Raw genomic sequence first — 23907 nt, 5'->3', positions numbered from 1 at the left:
GATGCGTCGACGGCAAAAAGCATTACAGATTCAACGAGACTGTATTAATTCCATACAGATTTTGCATTTCAGCGTCTGAATCCCCTATTTTCGACCCATCTGTACTGGTCAACCGAATCACCCACACCGAGACTGCGCCATGACCCTTTACGTCAACCTCGCCGAACTGCTCGGCACGCGTATCGAACAGGGCTTCTATCGCCCCGGCGACCGGCTGCCGTCGGTGCGGGCGTTAAGTGTTGAACACGGCGTCAGCCTGAGTACGGTGCAGCAGGCGTATCGCGTGCTGGAAGACAGCGGCCTGGCGACACCCAAACCCAAGTCGGGCTACTTCGTACCGGTGGGTCGTGAACTGCCGGAGCTTCCGGCCATTGGCCGCCCGGCGCAGCGGCCGGTGGACATTTCCCAGTGGGATCAAGTGCTGGAACTGATCCGCGCGGTGCCACGCAAGGATGTGGTGCAACTGGGTCGCGGCATGCCGGACATCACCACGCCGACCATGAAACCGCTGCTGCGCAACCTGGCGCGAATCAGCCGACGGCAGGACATGCCCGGTCTGTATTACGACAACATCTACGGCACCCTCGAACTGCGCGAACAGATTGCCCGCCTGCTGCTCGATTCCGGCTGCCAATTGACTGCTCACGACCTGGTGATCACCACTGGTTGTCACGAAGCGCTGTCCGCCAGCATCCGCTCCATCTGCGAGCCGGGCGACATTGTCGCCGTGGACTCGCCCAGCTTTCACGGCGCCATGCAGACGCTCAAGGGCCTGGGCATGAAAGCCCTGGAAATCCCCACCGACCCGCTCACCGGGATCAGCCTCGATGCGTTGGAACTGGCGTTGGAGCAATGGCCGATCAAGGCCATACAGTTAACCCCCAACTGCAACAACCCGCTGGGCTACATCATGCCGGAGTCGCGCAAACGCGCGTTGTTGACACTCGCACAGCGTTTCGACGTGGCGATCATCGAGGACGATGTGTATGGCGAACTGGCCTACACCTACCCGCGTCCGCGCACGATCAAATCCTTCGACGAAGACGGCCGCGTTCTGCTGTGCAGTTCCTTTTCCAAGACCCTGGCACCGGGGCTGCGTATCGGTTGGGTGGCGCCGGGACGGTATCTGGAACGGGTGCTGCACATGAAATACATCAGCACCGGCTCTACCGCGCCGCAACCGCAGATCGCGATTGCCGAATTTCTCAAGGCTGGGCATTTCGAACCGCATTTGCGGCGGATGCGTACCCAATACCAACGCAATCGCGACGTGATGATCGATTGGGTCAGCCGCTATTTCCCAGCCGGTACCCGCGCCAGTCGCCCCCAAGGCAGCTTCATGCTCTGGGTCGAGCTGCCGGAGGGCTTCGACACCCTGAAACTGAATCGTGCGCTGCACGATCAAGGCGTACAGATTGCCGTCGGCAGTATCTTTTCCGCCTCGGGCAAATACCGCAATTGCCTGCGGATGAACTACGCTGCCAAAACAACCCCGCAGATCGAAGAAGCAGTGCGCAAGGTCGGTGCGACAGCCATCAAACTGCTGGCGGAAATCGACTGACCTTTCTTCGGGAAGCGGCGTCCATATGCTAACCGTCACTCCCCGGAATACGCTCCGTGAGAATCAGACAGCCCCTGCTTGCTCTTCTGTTACTCGCCTCGCTCCTTGGTGGCTGTACGACACTCAATGTCCCTCGCGAACCGAGTCAGGCCCTGCCGGCCGCCGATTCTGCGTTCGGCCGTTCGATCCAGGCACAGGCCGCCCCCCATGAGGGTCAATCGGGCTTTCGCTTGCTCTCCGATAGCTCAGAGGCCTTCACTGCCCGCGCCGAGCTGATTCGCAAAGCCCAAAGCAGCCTCGACCTGCAGTACTACATCGTCCACGACGGCATCAGCACACGAATACTGGTGAGCGAACTGCTCAACGCCGCCGACCGCGGCGTGCGGGTGCGGATTTTGCTCGACGACACCACCAGCGATGGCCTGGACCAGATCATCGCGACCCTTGCCGCACATCCAAAAATTCAGATCCGGGTGTTCAACCCGCTGCACTTGGGCCGCAGCACCGTCGTTACGCGAACCATGGGCCGACTCTTCAACCTGTCGCAGCAACACCGACGCATGCACAACAAACTGTGGGTCGCAGACAACAGCGCAGCGATCGTGGGCGGGCGCAACCTGGGGGACGAGTATTTCGATGCCGAGCCCAACCTCAATTTCACCGACATCGACATGCTCAGTGTCGGCCCGGTTGCAGAGCAGCTGGGGCATAGCTTCGACCAGTACTGGAACAGCGCCCTGAGCAAGCCGATCGAGCAGTTTCTCTCGACCAGGCCGACAGCCAAGGATCTGAGAAACACCCGGACCCGACTGGACGAATCCCTGGAGGAAACGCGCAAACAGAACCACGCGCTTTATCAGCAGTTAATGGCCTATACCACTCACCCGCGCCTGGATGTCTGGCGCCGAGAGTTGATCTGGGCCTGGAACCAGGCGTTGTGGGACGCACCAAGCAAGGTGCTGGCCGACGGCGAACCGGACCCGCACCTGATACTGACCACCCAGTTGGCGCCCGAACTCAATGGGGTCAGCAAGGAGCTGATCATGGTCTCGCCCTACATCGTGCCCGCCCAACCGGGCCTGGTGTACCTGACCGGTCGCGCTGATGCCGGCGTGTCGGTGAGTTTGCTGACCAATTCACTGGAAGCCACCGATGTACCGGCCACGCATGGTGGTTACGCGCCTTATCGCAAAGCCTTGCTGGAGCACGGTGTGCAATTGTTCGAATTACGCCGCCAGCCCGGCGACAGCGGTGGCAGCGGTGGCAGCGGTGGCAGCGGCAGAGGACCGAGCCTGTTCCACAGTGGGAGCAACACCTCCCGTGGTTCCGAATCCAGCCTGCACAGCAAGGCAATGGTTTTCGACCGACAGAAAGCCTTCATCGGCTCGTTCAATTTCGACCCGCGCTCGGTACTGTGGAACACCGAAGTCGGGGTACTGGTGGACAACCCGCAGCTCGCCGGACGGGTGCGCGAACTGGCACTGGAGGGTATGGCGCCGCCCCTCAGCTATCACGCCCGGCTGGAAAAGGGTCAGATCGTCTGGGTCACTGAAGATGACGGCAAACAGCACACACTGACCAAAGAACCGGGAAGTTGGTGGCAGCATTTCAATTCATGGCTCAGCAGCATGGTCGGCCTGGAGCGGATGTTGTAACAGCTGCTACAGAACTATACCGGCTGCACCGCACCAAACGCGCCTTGCCGTGACAGCAGAATCACCAACCCCAGCGCACCCGCCGCCATCAGCAGCGGCAACGCATGCCCGCTGATCCACTGACTGCCGGCGCCGGCCGCCAGCGGTCCGACCAGGCAACCGATACCCCACAGCTGCGCGATATGCGCATTGGCGCGCACCAGCGCATCGTCGCGATAGCGCTCGCCGATCAGGATCAGTGACAAGGTGAACAAACCGCCGGCACTGGCACCGAACAACACCCACAACGGCCAGATCAGCAACGTGTCGATCAACAACGGGATGGCCAGGCTCGATATCAGCAGAACCGCCGCACACCCGGTGAACAGCGTGCGCCGCGACAAGCGATCGGCCAGTGCGCCAATCGGCAACTGCAGCAAGGCATCACCCACCACCACCGTACTGACCATCGCCAACGCAATTTCCGTCGTAAAGCCCTGACGCAGGCAATACACCGGCAACAACGTCAGGATCATCGCTTCGAACGCGGCGAACAGCGACACCGCCCAGGCAATCGCCGGCAGGCCACGGCAGAAACCCAGCAAGTCGCTGAAGGTCACGCTGCAGGCTTCACTGGTCGGCGCGCCGCTGCGGCCCAGCAACAGGAACGGTGCCGCCATCAACAAACCGACGCCGACCCAGAATCCGTAATCGTGCTCAGTGCCCAGTACGCCAAGCAGCAACGGCCCGGCCAGCTGACTCAGCGCGTAGCTGCTGCCATACAACGCCACCAATCGCCCGCGCCACTCTTCCACCACAAGCTGGTTGATCCAGCTTTCGCCGAGGATGAACACAAGGGTCAGGATCACGCCGATCATCAAACGCAACGCCAGCCAAATCGGATAGCTCGGCAACAACGCCAGCAAACCGATGGACAACGCCCCGGCCCACAGGCACAAACGCATCAGATTGGCCGTGCCCAGACGCGCGGCCAGATGGCTGGAGACCTTCGCACCCAACAGCACGCCTATGGCGGGCATCGCCGCCATCACGCCAATGGCGAACGAGCCATAGCCCCAACCTTCCAGACGAAACGACACCAGCGGCATGCTGACGCCCAAGGCCAGGCCGACACTCAAGACAGACGCCAACACGGCGAAATAAGTCGCCCAACGCATTTCCCACGCTCCTGTGGATATTATTTTTCAGACACCGCACAAAACAAATGTGGGAGCGGGCTTGCTCGCGAAGAGGCCATCACATCCAACATCATCGTTGGCTGTCACGGCGCCTTCGCGAGCAAGCCCGCTCCCACAGGGGATCGTCGTTGTGTGGTACTTACAACTTGATCCAGGTCGCCTTCAGCTCGGTGTACTTGTCGAATGCATGCAGCGACTTGTCACGACCGTTGCCGGACTGTTTGAAGCCACCGAACGGCGCCGTCATGTCGCCGCCGTCATACTGGTTGACCCACACGCTACCAGCGCGCAGTGCCTTGGCGGTCAGGTGGGCCTTGGAAATATCCTGGGTCCACACCGCTGCGGCCAAGCCGTAAGGGGTGTCGTTGGCAATCGCAATGGCTTCTTCGGCGGTATCGAACGTGATCACCGACAGCACTGGGCCAAAGATTTCTTCCTGCGCGATTTTCATCGCGTTGCTGACGCCGTCGAAAATCGTCGGCTCAACGTAAGTGCCACCGGTTTCCTGAAGGATGCGCTTGCCGCCCGCCACCAGTTTGGCGCCGTCGGTGTGGCCGGATTCGATGTAGGACAGCACGGTGTTCATCTGCTGGGTATCCACCAGCGCACCGACGTTGGTTGCCGGGTCCAGCGGGTTGCCCGGTTTCCAGGTTTTCAGTGCCTCGATCACCAGCGGCAGGAATTTGTCCTTGATCGAACGCTCCACCAGCAGGCGCGAGCCGGCAGTGCAGACTTCGCCCTGGTTGAAGGCGATGGCACCGGCAGCCGATTCAGCGGCAGCTTGCAGGTCCGGCGCATCGGCGAACACGATGTTCGGGCTCTTGCCGCCGGCTTCGAGCCAGACGCGTTTCATGTTCGATTCGCCGGAGTAGATCAGCAGTTGCTTGGCGATTTTGGTCGAACCGGTGAACACCAGGGTGTCCACGTCGTTATGCAGGGCCAGGGCCTTGCCGACGGTGTGACCGTAGCCTGGCAATACGTTCAGCACGCCTTTCGGGATACCAGCCTCGACGGCCAGCGCAGCGATGCGGATGGCGGTCAGCGGGGATTTTTCGGACGGCTTGAGGATCACCGAGTTACCGGTGGACAGCGCCGGGCCGAGTTTCCAGCAGGCCATCATCAGCGGGAAGTTCCACGGCACGATCGCGCCGACGACGCCGACGGGTTCGCGGGTCACCAGACCCAGCTGGTCATGGGGAGTGGCGGCCACTTCGTCGTAGATCTTGTCGATGGCTTCACCGCTCCAGCTCAGGGCTTGCGCCGCGCCTGGAACGTCGATGTACAGGGAGTCGCTGATCGGCTTGCCCATGTCCAGGGTTTCAAGCAGGGCCAGCTCTTCGGCGTGCTGTTTCAGCAGGCCGGCGAAACGGATCATGGTGGCTTTACGCTTGGTCGGCGCCAGGCGGGACCAGACGCCGGAATTGAAAGTAGCGCGGGCATTTTCAACAGCGCGCTGGGCGTCGGCGGCGTCACAGCTGGCAATCTTGCCCAGCAGACGGCCATCGACCGGGCTGATGCACTCGAAGGTCTCGGCGGAGACGGCATCGGTGTATTCACCATTGATGTAGGCGCGGCCTTCGATCTTCAGATCGCGAGCCCGTTGTTCCCAATCGGCACGAGTCAGGGTGGTCATACGAGTGTCCTCCTCTTATTGAATACGAACGCTCCACGGTCTTCGCGGGCGCTGTCAGGAATTCTGCCCAGCCAGCCTGATTTGTCGGCCCAAGGCAACTGCCACCCTAAACCAGTGGCCGGGGTTGTTTCAATATATTTGACACAAGGTCGGCAAACGGCCTTGCGGTGTTCATTTTAATAAACATAGACTTTGGACTTTCCAGCCATCGCGTCGCAATCACGGGGGATAACAACAATGAGCATCCAGGACATCGTCGACTTCAGCCAGGCCACCACCCAGCCCGAACGCTATCGGCCAGACCAGGCAAAAGTCCTCAAGGGTGACCCCGAGCAAGCAGTGTACAACCACTACAACAGCCCTTGTGGTCAGTTGAACGCCGGCGTGTGGGAAGGTGCGATTGGTCAGTGGCTGGTGAATTTTACCGAGCATGAATACTGCGAAATCGTCCAGGGCGTGTCCGTGCTACGCGACAACGACGGCAACAGCAAGACCGTTCGGGCAGGCGATCGTTTCGTCATCCCGGCCGGGTTCCGGGGTACCTGGGAAGTGCTGGAGACCTGCCGCAAGATCTATGTGGCGTTTGAACAAAAGACCTGAGCAGTTTGTTAAGGCATCAAAATGGCCCATATCGCGAGATATGGGCCTTTTTTTTGCTTAGCTGCACTGCCAGATGCCAGGTGAAGTACTTAATTACCGCACTCAATCGCTGACCTTGCCGAATGCTGTTCTCGCTCCCGAATAAAGGAGCCTCACCGTCATCATTCACAAGGAAGCGAATAAACATGAAAAATTTTCTTAACACTGGCCTGCTGGCAGGTCTTTTCCTGGCAGTCACCCTGACGTCGGCACATGCGAACGAACCGGAACAGCCAGCGCAGCGATGCGATGCACGGAGGGTTACGTACCTGATTGGCGAATACCTGTCCCGGTCCGTTCGAGATGAGGCATTCAGGGAGTCACGGGCGACCAGCATTAAAGTCAACTCCCGCGACCTGGACCCTGACAACAATCGCCTGCAAATCAGGACCGATATAAACCTGGAGATTATTGCCATGTACTGCGGCTGATCACTCGCAAGGACGACTTGTGGGCAACAAAAAAGGCCCGTATCTCGCGATACGGGCCTTTTTCGTAAGAGGGAAAAATCAATTACTTGATTTTGCCTTCTTTGTACATCACGTGCTTGCGAACGCGCGGATCGAACATGCGCTTTTCGAGCTTGTCCGGAGTAGTACGCTTGTTCTTGTCGGTAGTGTAGAAGTGACCAGTACCGGCGCTAGAAATCATTCGAATCAATTCACGCATGATTAGCTCCCTTAGATCTTGCCAGCTTTGCGAATTTCGGCCAGCACGACAGTAATGCCACGCTTGTCGATGATACGCATGCCTTTGGCAGATACGCGCAGACGCACGAAACGTTTCTCTTCTTCAACCCAGAAGCGGTGATGCTGCAGGTTCGGCAGGAAACGACGACGGGTTTTGTTGTTTGCGTGGGAAATGTTATTCCCAGTCACCGGACCCTTACCGGTAACTTGACATACTCTCGACATGCCTCAGCCCTCTAAAACCACATGCCCAACCCGGCATGGGTTGGCCGCTTAATCTCTCAGTCATTTGGCGCCAGGCGCCGCGTTTCTTTAGAGGTCTTACCGGCTACACCTACAGTGAAGGAACCGGGCCCCTAGAAAAGAGCGCTGCTTTATACCAGAAAGACTGGAGAGCAACAACATTCCGTGTGCGCGGACTTGATAAATCCCCCATTTTTCGCGCGCCGAGCGCCTTGGATAAAGGCTGTCGTCGATTAAGACCGCTCGTCGCAGAGAATCGGCCAACCGACCGATTCCGGGTTTTCCTCGGCCCGCATCACCGAAAACAAGCGCACATAGTCCACTTAAAATGAAAAAGGGGATAGTCATTTGCAAAAGAGCCCACTAGGGTAAGCCTTTTCCAGACTGCACTTGCAGATGGGCCTTCGATCTGTAAAGGAATCCGACCATGCGCCTCGCTGCCCTACCGCTGCTGCTCGCCCCTCTTCTGCTGAGCCCGCTGGCTCATGCCGCCGCTCTGAGCGTTTGCACTGAGGCAAGCCCGGAAGGGTTCGACGTGGTGCAATACAACTCGCTGACCACCACCAACGCCTCGGCCGACGTGCTGATGAACCGTCTGGTGGACTTCGATACCGCCAGCGGCAAAGTGGTCGCCAGCCTCGCGGACAGCTGGGAAGTCACGCCCGACGGCCTGACCTACGTGTTCAAACTGCATCCGCAGGTGAAATTCCACCGCACTGAATACTTCAGCCCGACCCGCGACCTGACCGCCGAAGACGTGAAATTCAGTTTCGACCGCATGCTCGACCCGGCGAACCCGTGGCACAAGGTCGCCCAGAGCGGCTTCCCGCACGCCCAGTCGATGCAGTTGCCGGCATTGATCAAGAAGATCGACGCACTGGACCCGCTGACCATACGGTTCACCCTCGACCACCCGGACTCGACCTTCCTCGCGACCCTGAGCATGGGCTTCGCCTCGATCTATTCGGCTGAATATGCCGACAAACTGATGAAGGCCGGCACCCCGGAGAAGCTCAATAGCCAGCCAATCGGCAGCGGGCCGTTCATCTTCACGCGCTTCCAGAAAGATGCCTCGATCCGCTACAAGGCCAACCCGGATTACTTCCGCGGCAAGCCTTCGGTGGATCCGCTGATTTTCGCCATCACCCCTGACGCCAACGTGCGTCTGCAGAAATTGCGCCGCAACGAGTGCCAGATCGCCCTGTCGCCCAAGCCTCTGGACGTACAGGCCGCGCTGAAAGAACCGACCCTGAAAGTGGAAAAGACTGACGCCTTCATGACCGCGTTCGTCGGCATCAACAGCCAGCATCCGCCACTGGACAAGCCTGAAGTGCGCCAGGCGATCAACCTCGCGTTCGACAAGGCCAACTACGTCAAAGCTGTGTTCGAAGACACCGCCGAGGCCGCCAACGGCCCGTACCCGCCTAACACCTGGAGCTACGCCAAAGGCCTGCCGGGTTATCCGCATGACGTCGAAAAAGCCAAAGCACTCATGGCGAAGGCCGGGCTCAAGGACGGTTTCCAGACCACCATCTGGACCCGACCTTCTGGCAGTCTGCTTAACCCAAACCCGAGCCTCAGCGCTCAAATGCTGCAATCGGACCTCGCGGAAATCGGCATTCAGGCCGAGATTCGGGTGATCGAATGGGGTGAGCTGATTCGCCGCGCCAAGGCCGGTGAACACGACCTGTTATTCATGGGCTGGGCCGGCGACAACGGCGACCCGGACAACTTCCTCACGCCGCAGTTTTCCTGCGCTGCGGTCAAATCCGGCACCAACTTCGCACGCTACTGCAACCAGGACCTGGACAAACTGATCAGCGCCGGCAAGACCACCGGCGAGCAAGGTGTGCGTACCAAACTCTACGAACAGGCCCAGGCACAGATCCAGCAGCAGGCACTGTGGTTGCCGCTGGCCCACCCGACCGCCTTCGCGCTGACGCGCAAGGACGTTGAGGGTTATCAGGTCAGCCCTTTTGGTCGTCAGGATTACTCGAAGGTCAACCTCAAGTAATCCGCCCCGCCACAACCCCCTGTAGGAGCCGAGCTTGCTCGCGATGGCGTTCCTTCACTCACTGTACAGGGTGACTGATACGACGCCATCGCGAGCAAGCTCGGCTCCTACAGGGTTTTATGTTTGTCGTGATGCCTCTTACATCCACCCGTACTCGGCCATGGACAGCGGATCGCCGTCACCGATGATGAAATGGTCGAGCACCCGCACATCGATCAGGTCCAGCGCCTCTTGCAGGCGCTTGGTCAGCACTCGGTCGGCTTGACTGGGGTTGGTATTACCCGACGGATGGTTATGGCAGAGGATCAACGCTGCGGCGTTGTGGGCCAACGCACGTTTAACCACTTGTCTCGGATAGACACTGGTGCTGTCGATGGACCCGCGAAACAGCACTTCAAAGGTCTGCACTTGATGCCTGGAATCCAAAAAAAGACAGCCGAACACCTCGTGAGGCTCGTGGCGCAGCATTGATTTCAGGTAATCACGAACCGCTTGCGGATTTTCCAGCGCCGATTTTTGGCGCGCACGTTCGGCCAAATGACGCCGGCTCATTTCCTGGACCGCTTGCAACTGAGCGAATTTCGCCGGCCCGAGCCCCAACTCCCTGCTGAACGCCTCCTGATCGGCCTCGAGCAGCGAGCGCAGGCTGCCAAACTGATTCAACAGGTGTCGCGCCAGATCTACCGCGCTTTTGCCCGACACGCCCGTTCGTAAAAAAATCGCCAGCAGTTCGGCGTCTGAAAGGCTCCCCGAGCCCAACTCAAGCAACCTCTCCCGCGGCCGTTCCGCCGCTGGCCAATCGCGAATACTCATAGCACCTCCCTGGTCTGTGGGCGCCGCTGTTCCGTAGCGGTCGCTGTGATATCGTAGCCCATCTTTTTTGCGGGCGATTTCATCCCTGGGGAGGGGGTATCGCCATGCAGTCATCAACGAAATGAAAGGCAGACCTATGCAGCGGCTGTATCGGAAACGCATCGTTCTGGGCGTCGGCGGCGGCATCGCTGCCTACAAGAGCGCCGACCTGGTTCGCCGCCTGATCGACCAGGGCGCTGAAGTGCGCGTGGTCATGACCCGCGGCGGCAGCGAGTTCATCACACCGTTGACCATGCAGGCCTTGTCCGGGCATCCGGTCCACCTCGACTTGCTCGACCCTGCGGCCGAAGCTGCCATGGGCCACATCGAGCTGGCCAAATGGGCCGACCTGGTGCTGATCGCCCCCGCCACCGCGGACCTCATTGCCCGTCTGGCCCAAGGCATTGCCAACGACCTGCTGACCACGCTGGTGCTGGCCACCGACGCCGTGGTCGCCGTTGCCCCGGCGATGAACCAGGCCATGTGGCGCGACCCGGCTACCCAGGCCAACCTGCAAACCCTCGAAAGCCGCGGCCTGAAAACCTTCGGCCCAGCCTCCGGCAGCCAGGCCTGCGGCGACGTTGGCATGGGTCGCATGCTCGAAGCCACCGACCTCGCCCAGTGCGCGGCGGACTGCTTCCAGCGTCAGGCGCTGACCGGCAAACACGTGCTGATCACCGCTGGCCCGACCCAGGAAAACATCGACCCGGTGCGCTACATCACCAACCACAGCTCCGGAAAGATGGGTTTTGCCCTGGCCGAGGCCGCAGTGGAAGCCGGCGCCCGCGTCACGCTGATCACCGGCCCGGTGCACCTGCCGACCCCGGATCGCGTCACCCGCATCGACGTGGTCAGCGCCCGCGACATGCTCGCCGCGTGTGAAGCCGCGATCCCTTGCGACCTGTTCATCGCCTCGGCAGCGGTTGCGGATTACCGCCCGGAAGTCGTCGCCCCACAGAAACTCAAGAAAGACCCTACGAACGGCGACGGCTTGTTGCTACAGATGGTGCGTAACCCAGACATTCTGGCCACCATTGCCACACGCCCCGACCGTCCGTTCAGTGTCGGGTTCGCCGCCGAAACCGAACACTTGCTCGATTACGCTGCACGCAAGTTGAAAGACAAGAACCTCGATTTGATCGTCGCCAATGACGTCGCCAACCCGAGCATTGGCTTCAACAGCGAAGAAAACGCCTGCAGCGTGATCGACCGCCAGCTACACGCCACACTTTTCGCCCAGACCAGCAAGAGCAAGATTGCTCGCCAGCTGATCACTTTTATCGCCGAACGTCTGAACCAGGTTTAATTTACATGCACGCTTTGCAAGCCAAGATCCTCGACCCTCGCATCGGTACCGATTTCCCGCTGCCGCAGTACGCCACGCCAGGCTCCGCCGGCCTCGACCTGCGCGCCATGCTGGAAAAAGACACCGTCATCAAGCCGGGCGAAACCCTGCTGATCCCGACTGGCCTGTCCGTCTACATTGGCGATCCGGGCTTGGCGGCGCTGATTCTGCCGCGCTCCGGCCTGGGCCATAAGCACGGCATCGTGCTGGGCAACCTGGTCGGCCTGATCGACTCCGATTACCAGGGCCCGCTGATGGTGTCGTGCTGGAACCGTGGCCAGAACGATTTCAACATGGTGGTAGGCGAACGCCTGGCCCAGTTGGTGCTGGTACCGGTGGTTCAAGCGCATTTCGAGATGGTCGAGGAATTCGTCGAAACCCAGCGCGGCACTGGCGGGTTCGGCCACTCCGGCAGCCATTGATGATTTCCTTGTGGGAGCCAGCAGGCTCGCTCCCACAAGTTTTGTACTGAATTGCAAAGACGTCATCTGGAAGGTTTACCACTGAAAATCAAGGCATTGGCCGGCCATTTACTCGCCGATGCTGGTGGCATGGCCTTTTCACACCACGAACTCTCAGTGGAAAACGCCGTCATACCCTTCAGTTTGAGCCTGCCGACGAGTTCTTCGCGGCAGGTCCAGCCACTTTCGAGATGGAGCATTCCTACAGATGAGCACCCCAGCCCAAGTCGCACCCAAGTTCCCCGACAGCATCTTCCGCGCCTACGATATTCGCGGCACCGTCCCGGAATTCTTGAACGCTGAAACCGCGTATTGGCTCGGTCGCGCCATCGGCTCCCAGAGCCTGGCCCAGGACGAACCCAACGTGTCCGTCGGCCGTGACGGTCGCCTGTCCGGCCCAGAACTGGTCGAACAACTGATCAAAGGCCTCGCCGACAGCGGTTGCCACGTCAGCGACGTCGGCCTGGTGCCAACGCCTGCGCTGTACTACGCCGCCAACGTGCTGGCCGGCAAATCCGGCGTGATGCTCACCGGCAGCCACAACCCGTCGAACTACAACGGCTTCAAGATCGTCATCGCTGGCGACACCCTGGCCAACGAACAGATCCAGGCCCTGCACGAACGCCTCAAGACCAACAACCTGAGCAGCGGCAAGGGCAGCATCACCCAGGTCGAGATCCTCGACCGCTACAACACCGAAATCGTCCAGGACATCAAACTGGCTCGCCGTCTGAAAGTCGTGGTCGACTGCGGTAACGGCGCGGCCGGCGTGATCGCCCCGCAACTGATCGAAGCCCTGAACTGCGAAGTCATCCCGCTGTTCTGCGACGTCGACGGCAACTTCCCGAATCACCACCCGGACCCAGGCAAGCCTGAAAACCTTGTGGACCTGATCGCCAAGGTCAAGGAAACCAACGCTGACCTGGGCCTGGCGTTCGACGGCGACGGCGACCGCGTCGGCGTGGTGACCAACACCGGCAGCATCGTCTACCCCGACCGTCTGCTGATGCTGTTCGCCCGTGACGTGCTGGCGCGCAACACTGACGCGGAAATCATCTTCGACGTCAAATGCACCCGCCGCCTGACGCCGCTGATCAAGGAATACGGCGGCCGTCCGCTGATGTGGAAGACCGGTCACTCGTTGATCAAAAAGAAAATGAAACAGACTGGTGCCCTGTTGGCCGGCGAAATGAGTGGGCACATCTTCTTCAAGGAACGCTGGTTCGGTTTCGACGACGGCATTTACAGCGCCGCGCGTCTGCTGGAGATCCTCAGCAAAGAAAAATCCACCGCGGAAGAGCTGTTTGCGACCTTCCCGAACGATATTTCTACGCCGGAAATCAATATCCATGTGACCGAAGAGAGCAAATTCAGCATCATTGATGCTCTGCACGACGCGAAGTGGGGCGAAGGCGCCGACCTGACCACCATTGACGGCGTGCGAGTCGACTACGCCAAAGGCTGGGGCCTGGTGCGCGCGTCCAACACCACACCGGTGCTGGTGCTGCGCTTCGAGGCCGATGACGAGGCTGAATTGCAACGCATCAAGGACGTGTTCAAAGTCCAGTTGAAGCGTGTTGCCCCTGATCTCCTTTTACCGTTTTGATTTATCGAAGCGCCTTTTATTGAAGTGCCGGAGCCCTGAATGACCCTCGAACGCGAAGCCGCCGCCAACACCGCCAAGGTCCTGTCCGAAGCGCTGCCTTACATTCGCCGCTATGTCGGCAAGACGCTGGTGATCAAATATGGCGGCAACGCGATGGAAAGCGAGGAGCTGAAAACCGGCTTCGCCCGCGACATCGTGCTGATGAAAGCCGTCGGCATCAACCCGGTGGTGGTTCACGGCGGCGGCCCGCAAATCGGCGACCTGCTCAAGCGTCTGTCGATCGAGAGCCACTTCATCGATGGCATGCGCGTGACTGACGCGCAAACCATGGACGTGGTGGAAATGGTCCTCGGCGGCCAGGTCAACAAGGACATCGTCAACCTGATCAACCGTCATGGCGGCAGCGCCATCGGCCTGACCGGTAAAGACGCCGAGCTGATTCGTGCGAAAAAGCTCACCGTGACCCGCCAGACGCCGGAGATGACCCAACCGGAAATCATCGACATCGGCCAGGTCGGTGAAGTGGTCGGCATCAACACCGACCTGCTGAACCTGCTGGTCAAAGGTGACTTCATCCCGGTGATCGCGCCAATCGGTGTCGGCGCCAACGGCGAGTCGTACAACATCAACGCTGACCTGGTAGCCGGTAAAGTCGCCGAAGCACTGAAAGCTGAAAAGCTGATGCTGCTGACCAACATCGCCGGCCTGATGGACAAGTCGGGCACGGTCCTGACCGGCCTGACCACCCAACAGGTCGACGACTTGATCGCCGACGGCACCATCTACGGCGGCATGCTGCCGAAGATCCGTTGCGCGCTGGAAGCCGTTCAAGGTGGCGTGGGCAGCTCGTTGATCATCGATGGCCGGGTGCCGAATGCGATTCTTCTGGAAATCTTCACCGACACCGGTGTGGGTACCTTGATCAGCAATCGCAAGCGTCACTGATTCAAGTACGTCAAAAGATCGCACCCTTCAGCAGCACCTATGGATGTACGAATATTCCGTAGGAGCTGATGAAGTCTGCGATCTTTTTTATGCGCGCAGGAAATGTCTGACCTGATTAAGCGAAACATCCGACATCCCGCCAGCATTAGTCCGCATAGGATCTTCCCTGTATCCACAGGAGATCTTCCCCATGAAAAAAGACCACGTTCCCTACGGCAGTGATGTTTCAGCAGGCACTTACGAGTGCGCAGACTGCGGGCGCGAATACTCCAATCAGTCAAAGACTTCGCTTCCGCCGTGTCCAGACTTCAAACCCAGCACCCACACACTCAATGGCTGGAATATCCTGACCGGCCAAGGTGACGCCGTGGCAGATCCGTATCCAAACAAGCCTTCCAAGTAATCACGGGGGTCTGAACCATGCAGATCTCGTTCACGATTGACGCCCAGGCATTCGACCTCGAGCAAAAGGAGCCGGTCAAAAAGACCCTGAGGATTTCCGACCACGAAATCGCCCACGCCCTGCAGCGAATAGCCAAGGCGAGTCTGACCGAATACTTGAAAATGCTGGTCGAAGGCGGCATGCCGAGTCGGGCCGATGAAGCGAAACAGGACCGTTTGCTGTATCTGATTCAAAGCTACTTCGGACAGACATTGCCGACCGAATCTCAGATATCGACGATTTTTCAGCTGACCCAAAGCCAAAGCAAAACCCTGCTGAAAAACACGGTTTCGCGCTTTCGCAATCAGCTGGACGAGATCCTTCAACACAGCATGAGGGCCGTGATCGAAACGGCAGAGCATGCGCAGACGGTTTATCTGGTGGTCATCAGCTCTGACGTCATCCGTGATGAGCTGAACATGCTGATCACCCAAAACGAGCCGACATTCAAACCCATCACCAAACGCAAAGGCAGCGCCGGTCAGTTCGAAATCAGTGAAGACTCCCACGCGCTGTTATGCCAGACACTGGGCCTGAATGCCGCTCAGTGACATCGTCGCGGTCAGCGGTTTGCTGCTGACCTTGACCACCTTCATGTTCAACCTGGCTTGGCCGAAGCTGCATGAAGCGTTGGAACTGGATGAAAAACAACCAGGTCCGCTGGCCAGAAAACGCAGCCAAGGGAAAGTGATGAGCGTTTTGTTGGGCCGCGCCGTACCGCTGACCTGCGCCTTCATGGCGTTGTTTTACGTCAATCTGCCGGCCGCCGTAAGGATCATGGGAAGCAGCACGCTGGATCTGTGGGATTTCGATGTGGATCGCACGCTCTACGTGCTAGTCGTCCTGGCACTGCTGGTGTTTGCGCTGTTCAGCCTGGGATTGGTACTAAAACTAATCGGAAAATGGCGAAGACTGCGCTGACGACACAAAACAAAAGACCCCACTCAGCCTGGCTGAGCGGGGTCTTTTTTTGTACGCCAATCCTGTGGGAGCGGGCTTGCTCGCGAAGAGGCCATCAGATTCAACATCTTCGTTGACTGATACACCGCTTTCGCGAGCAAGCCCGCTCCCACAGGTGATTGTGGTTAAACGCCGAACTGCGCGCGGTAGGCTTCAACCGCCGGCAGGTGCTGCTTGAGCTGCGGGTCATCAGCCAGGAATTCGAGCACCTGGTTCAGCGAAACAATGCTGATCACCGGAATACCGAAGTCACGCTCCACTTCCTGGATGGCCGACAACTCGCCGTTGCCACGCTCCTGACGGTTCAGGGCGATGAGCACACCCGCCGCCTTGGCGCCGTCCTGGGAAGCGATGATCTGCATCACCTCGCGGATGGCAGTACCGGCGGTGATCACGTCGTCGATGATCAACACATCACCGGTCAACGGCGCGCCGACCAGACTGCCGCCTTCGCCGTGAGCCTTGGCTTCCTTGCGGTTGAAGCACCATGGCAAATCACGGTCATGATGTTCGGCCAAGGCCACTGCGGTGGTCGCCGCCAAAGGGATGCCTTTGTACGCCGGGCCAAACAAGACATCGAACGAAATACCGCTCTCGACGATGGCTGCCGCGTAGAAACGACCCAGCTGCGCAAGGGCCTTCCCTGAGTTGAACAGGCCGGCATTGAAGAAGTAAGGACTGGTGCGTCCGGACTTCAGGGTGAACTCGCCGAAGCGCAAAACGCCGCGATCGATGGCAAAACGAATGAAATCGCGCTGATACGCTTGCATGAAAAAAACCCCAAATACCACGGATTTAGCTAATTAGGTTGACGCCGTGTATCATACACGCACGCGATTTTTGGGGCCATTTATGCGGATCATCAGTGTGAACGTCAATGGTATTCAGGCTGCAGTGGAGCGAGGTTTGCTCAGTTGGCTGCAAGCACAGAATGCCGACGTCATCTGCCTGCAGGACACCCGCGCCTCCGCCTTTGAACTGGACGATCCAGCCTTCCAACTGGATGGCTACTTCCTTTATGCCTGCGAAGCTGAAGTTCCCGCCCAGGGTGGCGTGGCTTTGTATTCGCGGTTGCAACCGAAGGCAGTCATCAGCGGTCTCGGCTTCGAGACAGCCGACCGCTACGGGCGCTACCTGCAAGCCGATTTCGACAAGGTCAGCATCGCGACCTTACTGCTCCCTTCGGGGCAGAACGGCGATGAAGACTTGAACCAGAAGTTCAAGCTAATGGACGATTTCGCCCGTTATCTGGATAAACAGCGACGCAAACGTCGCGAGTACATTTACTGTGGCTCGCTGTACGTGGCGCAACAGAAGCTGGATATCAAGAACTGGCGTGACAGCCAGCAATCCCCGGGCTTCCTGGCACCTGAACGTGCCTGGATGGACGAGATTGTCGGCAACATGGGTTATGTCGATGCGTTGCGCGAAGTCAGCCGTGAAGGCGACCAGTACAGCTGGTGGCCGGATAACGAACAGGCTGAAATGCTCAATCTCGGTTGGCGTTTCGACTATCAGTTGCTGACTCCAGGCCTGCGTCGCTTCGTACGCAGCGCGCGTCTGCCTCGTCAGCCACGGTTCTCGCAACACGCACCGCTGATCGTGGACTACGATTGGACGCTGACCATCTAAGCGTCGTTTCGCAGATGCAAAAAAAGCCGACAGTGATGTCGGCTTTTTTGTGCACGCCTTATTTCTGTAGGAGCATAGCTTGCTCGCGATGAACGAAGACGCACTGTATCTGACGCACCGCGGCGCCTGATCGCGAGCAAGCTTTGCTCCTACAGGACCGTGGTGATTATTTGATCAAGCGCCAGGTGAACGGGTAACGATAAGGCACCCCTTCATTGGCCTTCACGCCGGCAATGATCGTCAGCACCAGCGCACCGATCGCCACCAGACCGAACAGGAAGAACCCGACGATCACCACCATCAGCAGGAAGCAGATGGCGGAGGCAATGGCGACGGTGATCTGAAAGTTCAGCGCCTCCTTGCCTTGAGCATCAACAAACGGGTCCATCTCGCGCTTCATCTGCCAGAGAATCAGCGGGCCGATCAGCGTACCGAACGGAATCCAGATCCCCAGCAAGGCGGACAGGTGACAAAACATTGCCCACTGCCGAACCTCTTTGCTCGGTGTGGGAAGCAGCTGTTGCTCGTCACTCATGGCGTCCTCCTTGTGTGGAACAGTCCGATCAGTCGGCCAGTGCAGCCTTTTGCAGCTCGAAGATTTCGCTCATGCCTTTCTTCGCCAACTCAAGCATAGCGTTCAGTTCTTCCGGCTGGAACGGAGCGCCTTCGGCAGTGCCCTGGACTTCGATGAAGCCGCCAGTGCTGGTCATCACCACGTTCAAGTCGGTCTCGGCGGCCGAGTCTTCCAGATAGTCGAGGTCGAGTACCGGCTCACCCTGGTACATACCCACCGATACGGCTGCAATCATTTGCTTGAGCGGGTCGCCGCCTTTCAGGCCGCCGCGCTTCTTGATCACTTTCAAGGCATCGACCAGTGCAACCATGGCGCCGGTGATGGACGCGGTGCGGGTGCCGCCGTCAGCCTGGATCACATCGCAATCGACGTACAGGGTGACGTCGCCCAGCTTGGACATATCCAGCGAAGCGCGCAGGGAACGACCGATCAGACGCTGGATCTCCAGGGTGCGGCCGCCTTGTTTGCCGCGGCTCGCTTCACGCTGGTTACGCTCGCCGGTGGCGCGCGGCAGCATGCCGTATTCAGCGGTCAACCAGCCTTGGCCCTGACCTTTGAGGAAACGCGGCACGCCATTCTCGACGCTGACGGTGCAGATGACTTTGGTATCACCGAACTCGACCAGTACAGATCCCTCGGCGTGTTTGGTGTAGTTGCGGGTAATGCGGATCGAGCGGAGCTGATCGGCAGCGCGACCACTTGGACGTTTCATAGGGAATACCTGTACGGGGGACGGAAAACTGCGGAGCATTATAGAGCCGCAGGGCCAGGAGTGGGCACTTCTAAAAAAATCCCCCGACGACTGAAGGCCCGCAATAGCGCTTTACCGACGGCCTGCAGCCCTTTGTCACTCCGTGTGTTTGGGCGCATTCGCCCCACTGCGCTACAATCCTGCGCCTTTGCTGCCTCTTGGCTTAAATTCATATAGATCAGGTCTGCGAAACCTTTGGTAACGCATGAACCTGCATTGCGAGGTACCTCCATGGTGCACAGCATGACCGCCTTCGCCCGCGTCGAAAAAGCCGGCGCCCAAGGCACCCTGAGCTGGGAACTGCGCTCGGTCAACAGCCGCTACCTGGAGCCGCACTTGCGTCTGCCGGAGTCCTTTCGCGACCTCGAAGGCGCGGTCCGCGAAGCGTTGCGCCAGGGAATCTCCCGGGGCAAGCTCGAATGCACCTTGCGCTTCACCGAAGAAAATACCGACAAACCCCTGCAAGTGGACCGCGAGCGTGCCGCGCAATTGGTCGCCGCCGCCGAGACAATCGCCGGCCTGATCAAAAATCCGGCCGCGCTGAACCCGCTGGAAGTCCTGGCCTGGCCCGGCGTGCTGGTGGGCGACGCGACCGACCCGCAAGCCTTGAATGCCGAAGCCCTGGCGCTGTTCAACGAAGGCCTGAAAGAACTCAAGGCCGGCCGCGAGCGCGAAGGCGCGGAGCTGGCGCGGTTGATCAACGATCGCCTGACCTCCATCGAAGAAGACGTGGTAACCCTGCGTGAACTGGTCCCGCAGATGCTTGCCACCCAGCGCCAGAAGGTCCTCGACCGCTTCGCCGACATGAAGGCCGAGATGGATCCGCAGCGGCTGGAGCAGGAAATGGTCATGCTCGCGCAAAAGAGCGACGTCGCCGAAGAACTGGATCGCCTGAGCACTCACATCATCGAAGTCCGCCGGGTGCTCAAATCCGGTGGCGCTGCCGGTCGGCGCCTGGACTTCCTGATGCAAGAGCTCAACCGCGAAGCCAACACACTGGGCTCCAAAGCCTTCGACCCGCGCAGCACCCAGGCGGCGGTCAACCTCAAAGTGTTGATCGAGCAGATGCGCGAACAAGTGCAGAATATTGAGTAAGGCAACCCTGACATGACCCACAGCACCGGCACCCTGTACATCATTTCCGCCCCTTCGGGCGCGGGCAAGAGCAGCCTGGTCAAGGCCTTGACCGACTCCGATCAGGAGATCCGCGTCTCGGTTTCCCACACCACCCGCGCCATGCGCCCCGGTGAAGTGGACGGCGTGAACTATCACTTCGTCTCCCGCGAAGCGTTTGTGAAGATGGGCGAACATGGCGACTTCCTGGAGCGCGCCGAAGTGTTCGGCAATCTCTACGGCACCTCGCAAAGCCACTTGCAGCAGACCCTCGACGCAGGCCACGACTTGATCCTGGAAATCGACTGGCAAGGCGCCGAGCAAGTGCGCAAGTTGATGCCCCAGGCCCGTTCGATCTTCATTCTGCCGCCGTCCCTGCAAGCCTTGCACCAGCGTCTGACCAATCGCGGCCAGGACAGCGACGAGATCATTGAAGGCCGGATGCGCGAAGCCGTCAGCGAAATGAGTCACTACGTCGACTACGATTACCTGATCATCAACGACGATTTCGCCCACGCACTGCGCGATTTGCAGGCGATTTTCCGTGCCAATCAGCTGCATCAGAAGCGCCAGCAGCAGCGTCACGGAAAACTTTTGGCCGAATTACTCGGCTAAACAGCTCTTCCCAAAACCGCTGCAAGGGCTTTACATTGGTACTTGCAGCGCGTTGAAGGGCTTGGTCAAAAAATCAGCGCTTCCCTAATCGCTGGTGATTTTTTAAACTGTTGAGTCCGCTCGCCCAACCGGGCAGCGCGCATATTGCATTCGCTCCGAGGAATACCATGGCCCGCGTAACCGTTGAAGATTGCCTAAACCACGTGGAAAACCGCTTTGAGCTGGTCATGCTGTCTACCAAGCGTGCCCGTCAACTGGCCACCGGCGGCAAAGAGCCACTGGTTCAGTGGGAAAACGACAAGCCTACCGTTGTAGCCTTGCGTGAAATCGCTGAAGGCCTGATGAGCTACGAGTTCATCGCCAACGCTGAAATCGTCGAAGACGAACCGCTGTTCGCAGCGTTCGAGGACGAGTCCAACGAGGCAGTCTAAGCCATGCCTGGTCGACGTAGCACGGCGCGGGGTCACAGCGAACGGCAGGTCTCATCATGCCGAGCATAGACGCCCTCGCCGATCGCTTATCGACCTACCTCGGCAAGGACCAGGTCAACCTGGTCCGCCGAGCGTACTTCTACGCCGAACAAGCCCACGACGGCCAACGCCGCCGTAGCGGCGAGGCGTACGTCACGCACCCACTCGCGGTTGCGAATATTCTTGCCGACATGCACATGGACCATCAGAGCCTGATGGCTGCGATGCTGCATGACGTGATCGAAGACACCGGTATTGCCAAGGAAGCGCTGCAAGCGCAGTTCGGCGAAACCGTGGCCGAACTGGTCGACGGGGTCAGCAAACTGACCCAGATGAACTTCGAGACCAAAGCCGAAGCCCAGGCTGAAAACTTCCAGAAGATGGCGATGGCCATGGCCCGCGACATTCGCGTGATCCTGGTCAAACTGGCCGACCGCCTGCACAACATGCGGACCCTGGAAGTCCTGTCCGGCGAAAAACGCCGACGCATCGCCAAGGAAACCCTGGAAATCTATGCGCCCATCGCCAACCGGCTGGGCATGCACGCCATCCGCATAGAATTCGAAGACCTTGGCTTCAAGGCGATGCACCCGATGCGTTCCGCACGGATCAACCAGGCGGTCAAACGCGCCCGGGGCAACCGCAAGGAAATCGTCAACAAGATCGAAGAATCCCTCAGCCATTGCCTGGCCATCGACGAAATCCAGGGCGAGGTCAGCGGTCGCCAGAAACACCTCTACGGCATCTACAAGAAAATGCGCGGCAAGCGTCGGGCCTTCAACGAGATCATGGACGTCTACGCGTTCCGGATCATCGTCGACAAGGTCGATACCTGCTACCGCGTGCTGGGTGCTGTGCATAATTTGTACAAACCGTTGCCGGGGCGCTTCAAGGATTACATCGCGATCCCCAAGGCCAACGGCTACCAGTCGCTGCACACCACCTTGTTCGGCATGCACGGTGTACCGATCGAGATTCAGATCCGCACCCGTGAAATGGAAGAGATGGCCAACAACGGCATCGCCGCCCATTGGCTCTATAAATCCAGTGGCGATGAACAGCCCAAAGGTACTCATGCCCGCGCCCGCCAGTGGGTCAAAGGCGTGCTGGAGATGCAGCAACGGGCCGGCAACTCGCTGGAATTCATCGAGAGCGTGAAGATCGACCTGTTCCCGGACGAGGTCTACGTGTTCACGCCCAAAGGCCGGATCATGGAGCTGCCCAAAGGCTCCACGGCGGTCGACTTCGCTTACGCGGTGCACACCGACGTGGGCAACAGCTGCATTGCCTGTCGGATCAATCGTCGTCTCGCGCCGCTGTCCGAACCGCTGCAAAGCGGCTCCACGGTCGAGATCGTCAGCGCCCCCGGGGCACGGCCGAATCCGGCGTGGCTCAACTTCGTGGTCACCGGCAAGGCGCGGACGCACATCCGCCATGCGCTGAAACTGCAGCGCCGCTCCGAGTCCATCAGCCTCGGCGAACGCCTGCTGAACAAGGTACTCAACGGTTTCGACAGCTCGCTGGAAAAAATCCCGGCCGAGCGCGTGCAGTTGATGCTCCACGAATACCGCCTCGAACTGATCGAAGACCTGCTCGAAGACATCGGCCTGGGCAATCGCATGGCCTACGTGGTCGCCCGCCGACTGCTGGGTGAAGGCGAACAGCTGCCGAGTGCCGAAGGCCCGCTGGCGATTCGCGGCACCGAAGGCCTGGTGCTCAGTTACGCCAAGTGCTGCACGCCGATCCCGGGCGACCCGATTGTCGGCCACCTGTCCGCGGGCAAAGGCATGGTCGTGCACCTGGACAACTGCCGCAACATCAGTGAAATCCGCCACAACCCGGAAAAATGCATCCAGCTCTCGTGGGCCAAGGATGTCACCGGCGAATTCAATGTCGAACTGCGCGTCGAGCTGGAACACCAGCGCGGCCTGATCGCTCTGCTGGCCAGCAGCGTCAACGCGGCCGACGGCAATATCGAAAAAATCAGCATGGACGAACGCGATGGTCGCATCAGCGTGGTTCAACTGGTGGTCAGCGTGCACGACCGCGTACACCTGGCCCGCGTAATCAAGAAACTGCGCGCCCTGACCGGGGTGATTCGCATCACCCGCATGCGTGCCTAAGCCACCCCATTACAAGGAGTCATTCATGACCAAAACAGTTATCACCAGCGACAAGGCCCCCGCTGCCATCGGCACTTACTCCCAGGCAATCAAGGCCGGCAACACCGTTTACATGTCGGGTCAAATTCCTCTGGACCCAAAAACCATGGAACTGGTTGAAGGCTTCGAAGCCCAGACCGTCCAGGTGTTCGAGAACCTCAAAGCCGTGGCTGAAGCCGCTGGCGGTTCGTTCAAGGACATCGTCAAACTGAACATCTTCCTCACCGACCTGAGCCACTTCGCCAAGGTCAACGAGATCATGGGCAAGTACTTTGACCAACCTTACCCTGCCCGCGCCGCCATCGGCGTAGCGGCCCTGCCAAAGGGTTCGCAGGTTGAGATGGATGCCATTCTGGTCATCGAGTAA

At 59.3% G+C, this 23907-nt stretch carries 25 protein-coding genes and 1 pseudogene; 18 read left to right on the top strand and 8 right to left on the bottom strand.

The genetic code is table 11. The annotated features are described in order from the left end of the window. The first annotated feature begins 139 nt into the window (after positions 1-139). Positions 140-1561, top strand: a complete 1422-nt coding sequence (locus tag KW848_RS08920) for a PLP-dependent aminotransferase family protein (protein ID WP_192408911.1) — start codon at positions 140-142, stop codon at positions 1559-1561. A gap of 56 nt (positions 1562-1617) precedes the next feature. Continuing rightward, positions 1618-3216 carry a phospholipase D family protein gene (locus KW848_RS08915; protein WP_218536601.1) on the top strand — a complete coding sequence of 533 codons (1599 nt, stop codon included), beginning with the start codon at positions 1618-1620 and terminating at the stop codon, positions 3214-3216. A 14-nt stretch (positions 3217-3230) separates the two neighbouring features. Here KW848_RS08915 and KW848_RS08910 read toward each other — a convergent pair whose 3' ends face one another. Next, positions 3231-4373 (bottom strand): MFS transporter, encoded by a 1143-nt coding sequence (locus KW848_RS08910; protein WP_218536600.1) that lies wholly within the window; start codon positions 4371-4373, stop codon positions 3231-3233. A gap of 160 nt (positions 4374-4533) precedes the next feature. Further along, positions 4534-6027: an aldehyde dehydrogenase gene (locus tag KW848_RS08905; protein WP_046045050.1), complete on the bottom strand. Its 1494-nt coding sequence runs from the start codon at positions 6025-6027 to the stop codon at positions 4534-4536. Between the two features lie 237 nt (positions 6028-6264). Between KW848_RS08905 and KW848_RS08900 the strand changes: the two genes are divergently transcribed. Together KW848_RS08900 and KW848_RS08895 are read left to right on the top strand one after the other, a co-directional pair. After that, positions 6265-6627, top strand: coding sequence for a cupin domain-containing protein (locus KW848_RS08900; protein WP_111448285.1), 363 nt, complete (start codon positions 6265-6267; stop codon positions 6625-6627). 185 nt (positions 6628-6812) lie between these two features. Then, positions 6813-7097 carry a peptidase inhibitor gene (locus KW848_RS08895; RefSeq protein ID WP_218536599.1) on the top strand — a complete coding sequence of 95 codons (285 nt, stop codon included), beginning with the start codon at positions 6813-6815 and terminating at the stop codon, positions 7095-7097. Between the two features lie 82 nt (positions 7098-7179). On the opposite strand, the gene rpmG is transcribed toward KW848_RS08895, so the two are convergent. Beyond that, on the bottom strand, positions 7180-7335 hold the full coding sequence (gene rpmG, locus KW848_RS08890) for a 50S ribosomal protein L33 (RefSeq protein WP_008150173.1): 156 nt from the start codon (positions 7333-7335) through the stop codon (positions 7180-7182). A gap of 11 nt (positions 7336-7346) precedes the next feature. Beyond that, positions 7347-7580 carry a 50S ribosomal protein L28 gene (rpmB, locus tag KW848_RS08885; protein ID WP_007894701.1) on the bottom strand — a complete coding sequence of 78 codons (234 nt, stop codon included), beginning with the start codon at positions 7578-7580 and terminating at the stop codon, positions 7347-7349. A gap of 445 nt (positions 7581-8025) precedes the next feature. On the opposite strand from rpmB, the gene KW848_RS08880 reads away from it, so the two are divergent. Continuing rightward, positions 8026-9612 (top strand): ABC transporter substrate-binding protein, encoded by a 1587-nt coding sequence (locus tag KW848_RS08880; protein ID WP_008150170.1) that lies wholly within the window; start codon positions 8026-8028, stop codon positions 9610-9612. Between the two features lie 138 nt (positions 9613-9750). Here KW848_RS08880 and radC read toward each other — a convergent pair whose 3' ends face one another. Further along, positions 9751-10425: a DNA repair protein RadC gene (gene radC, locus KW848_RS08875; RefSeq protein WP_111448282.1), complete on the bottom strand. Its 675-nt coding sequence runs from the start codon at positions 10423-10425 to the stop codon at positions 9751-9753. Between the two features lie 136 nt (positions 10426-10561). Here radC and coaBC point away from each other — a divergent pair, with 136 nt between their 5' ends. The 7 genes and pseudogenes from coaBC to KW848_RS08840 all read left to right on the top strand — a co-directional run bounded on the left by coaBC (position 10562) and on the right by KW848_RS08840 (position 16184). Continuing rightward, entirely contained in the window at positions 10562-11770 is a 1209-nt protein-coding gene (gene coaBC, locus KW848_RS08870; protein WP_192408905.1) for a bifunctional phosphopantothenoylcysteine decarboxylase/phosphopantothenate--cysteine ligase CoaBC, read from the top strand. Between the two features lie 5 nt (positions 11771-11775). Then, positions 11776-12231 (top strand): dUTP diphosphatase, encoded by a 456-nt coding sequence (dut, locus tag KW848_RS08865; RefSeq protein ID WP_111448280.1) that lies wholly within the window; start codon positions 11776-11778, stop codon positions 12229-12231. 268 nt (positions 12232-12499) lie between these two features. Continuing rightward, positions 12500-13876: pseudogene (locus KW848_RS08860) on the top strand (phosphomannomutase/phosphoglucomutase); the annotation flags it as partial. 39 nt (positions 13877-13915) lie between these two features. Beyond that, positions 13916-14821 carry an acetylglutamate kinase gene (gene argB, locus KW848_RS08855; protein ID WP_008007602.1) on the top strand — a complete coding sequence of 302 codons (906 nt, stop codon included), beginning with the start codon at positions 13916-13918 and terminating at the stop codon, positions 14819-14821. A 190-nt stretch (positions 14822-15011) separates the two neighbouring features. Continuing rightward, positions 15012-15224, top strand: coding sequence for a hypothetical protein (locus KW848_RS08850; RefSeq protein ID WP_218536597.1), 213 nt, complete (start codon positions 15012-15014; stop codon positions 15222-15224). A gap of 17 nt (positions 15225-15241) precedes the next feature. Continuing rightward, positions 15242-15814, top strand: coding sequence for a hypothetical protein (locus KW848_RS08845; RefSeq protein ID WP_192408901.1), 573 nt, complete (start codon positions 15242-15244; stop codon positions 15812-15814). Continuing rightward, positions 15801-16184, top strand: a complete 384-nt coding sequence (locus KW848_RS08840; RefSeq protein ID WP_218536596.1) for a hypothetical protein — start codon at positions 15801-15803, stop codon at positions 16182-16184. Before KW848_RS08845 ends, KW848_RS08840 begins: the two co-directional genes overlap by 14 nt. 164 nt (positions 16185-16348) lie before the next feature. On the opposite strand, the gene pyrE is transcribed toward KW848_RS08840, so the two are convergent. Next, positions 16349-16993 (bottom strand): orotate phosphoribosyltransferase, encoded by a 645-nt coding sequence (pyrE, locus tag KW848_RS08835; RefSeq protein WP_111448275.1) that lies wholly within the window; start codon positions 16991-16993, stop codon positions 16349-16351. 82 nt (positions 16994-17075) lie between these two features. On the opposite strand from pyrE, the gene KW848_RS08830 reads away from it, so the two are divergent. Next, entirely contained in the window at positions 17076-17855 is a 780-nt protein-coding gene (locus KW848_RS08830) for an exodeoxyribonuclease III (RefSeq protein WP_007934608.1), read from the top strand. 166 nt (positions 17856-18021) lie between these two features. On the opposite strand, the gene KW848_RS08825 is transcribed toward KW848_RS08830, so the two are convergent. Both KW848_RS08825 and rph read right to left on the bottom strand, forming a co-directional pair. Next, positions 18022-18390: a DUF4870 domain-containing protein gene (locus KW848_RS08825; protein ID WP_218536595.1), complete on the bottom strand. Its 369-nt coding sequence runs from the start codon at positions 18388-18390 to the stop codon at positions 18022-18024. A 28-nt stretch (positions 18391-18418) separates the two neighbouring features. Continuing rightward, positions 18419-19141, bottom strand: coding sequence for a ribonuclease PH (rph, locus tag KW848_RS08820; protein WP_046045041.1), 723 nt, complete (start codon positions 19139-19141; stop codon positions 18419-18421). A 270-nt stretch (positions 19142-19411) separates the two neighbouring features. Here rph and KW848_RS08815 point away from each other — a divergent pair, with 270 nt between their 5' ends. The 5 genes from KW848_RS08815 to KW848_RS08795 all read left to right on the top strand — a co-directional run bounded on the left by KW848_RS08815 (position 19412) and on the right by KW848_RS08795 (position 23907). Next, a complete protein-coding gene (locus tag KW848_RS08815) occupies positions 19412-20275 on the top strand; it encodes a YicC/YloC family endoribonuclease (protein ID WP_008150145.1) in 864 nt (287 codons plus the stop codon). 12 nt (positions 20276-20287) lie between these two features. Beyond that, positions 20288-20908, top strand: a complete 621-nt coding sequence (gmk, locus tag KW848_RS08810) for a guanylate kinase (protein ID WP_218536594.1) — start codon at positions 20288-20290, stop codon at positions 20906-20908. Positions 20909-21075: 167 nt separating this feature from the next. Beyond that, positions 21076-21339: a DNA-directed RNA polymerase subunit omega gene (gene rpoZ / locus KW848_RS08805; RefSeq protein WP_007894670.1), complete on the top strand. Its 264-nt coding sequence runs from the start codon at positions 21076-21078 to the stop codon at positions 21337-21339. Positions 21340-21395: 56 nt separating this feature from the next. Further along, complete coding sequence (gene spoT / locus KW848_RS08800; protein ID WP_218536593.1) at positions 21396-23501, top strand: bifunctional GTP diphosphokinase/guanosine-3',5'-bis pyrophosphate 3'-pyrophosphohydrolase; 2106 nt, start codon at positions 21396-21398, stop codon at positions 23499-23501. A gap of 25 nt (positions 23502-23526) precedes the next feature. Continuing rightward, positions 23527-23907, top strand: coding sequence for a RidA family protein (locus KW848_RS08795; protein WP_003229509.1), 381 nt, complete (start codon positions 23527-23529; stop codon positions 23905-23907).

It is taken from the genome of Pseudomonas sp. PDM25, assembly GCF_019219045.1.
In the GTDB taxonomy this organism is placed as follows: domain Bacteria; phylum Pseudomonadota; class Gammaproteobacteria; order Pseudomonadales; family Pseudomonadaceae; genus Aquipseudomonas.
Note: the sequence above shows the minus strand (reverse complement) of the source record. Positions and strands in the feature narration are given on the sequence as shown.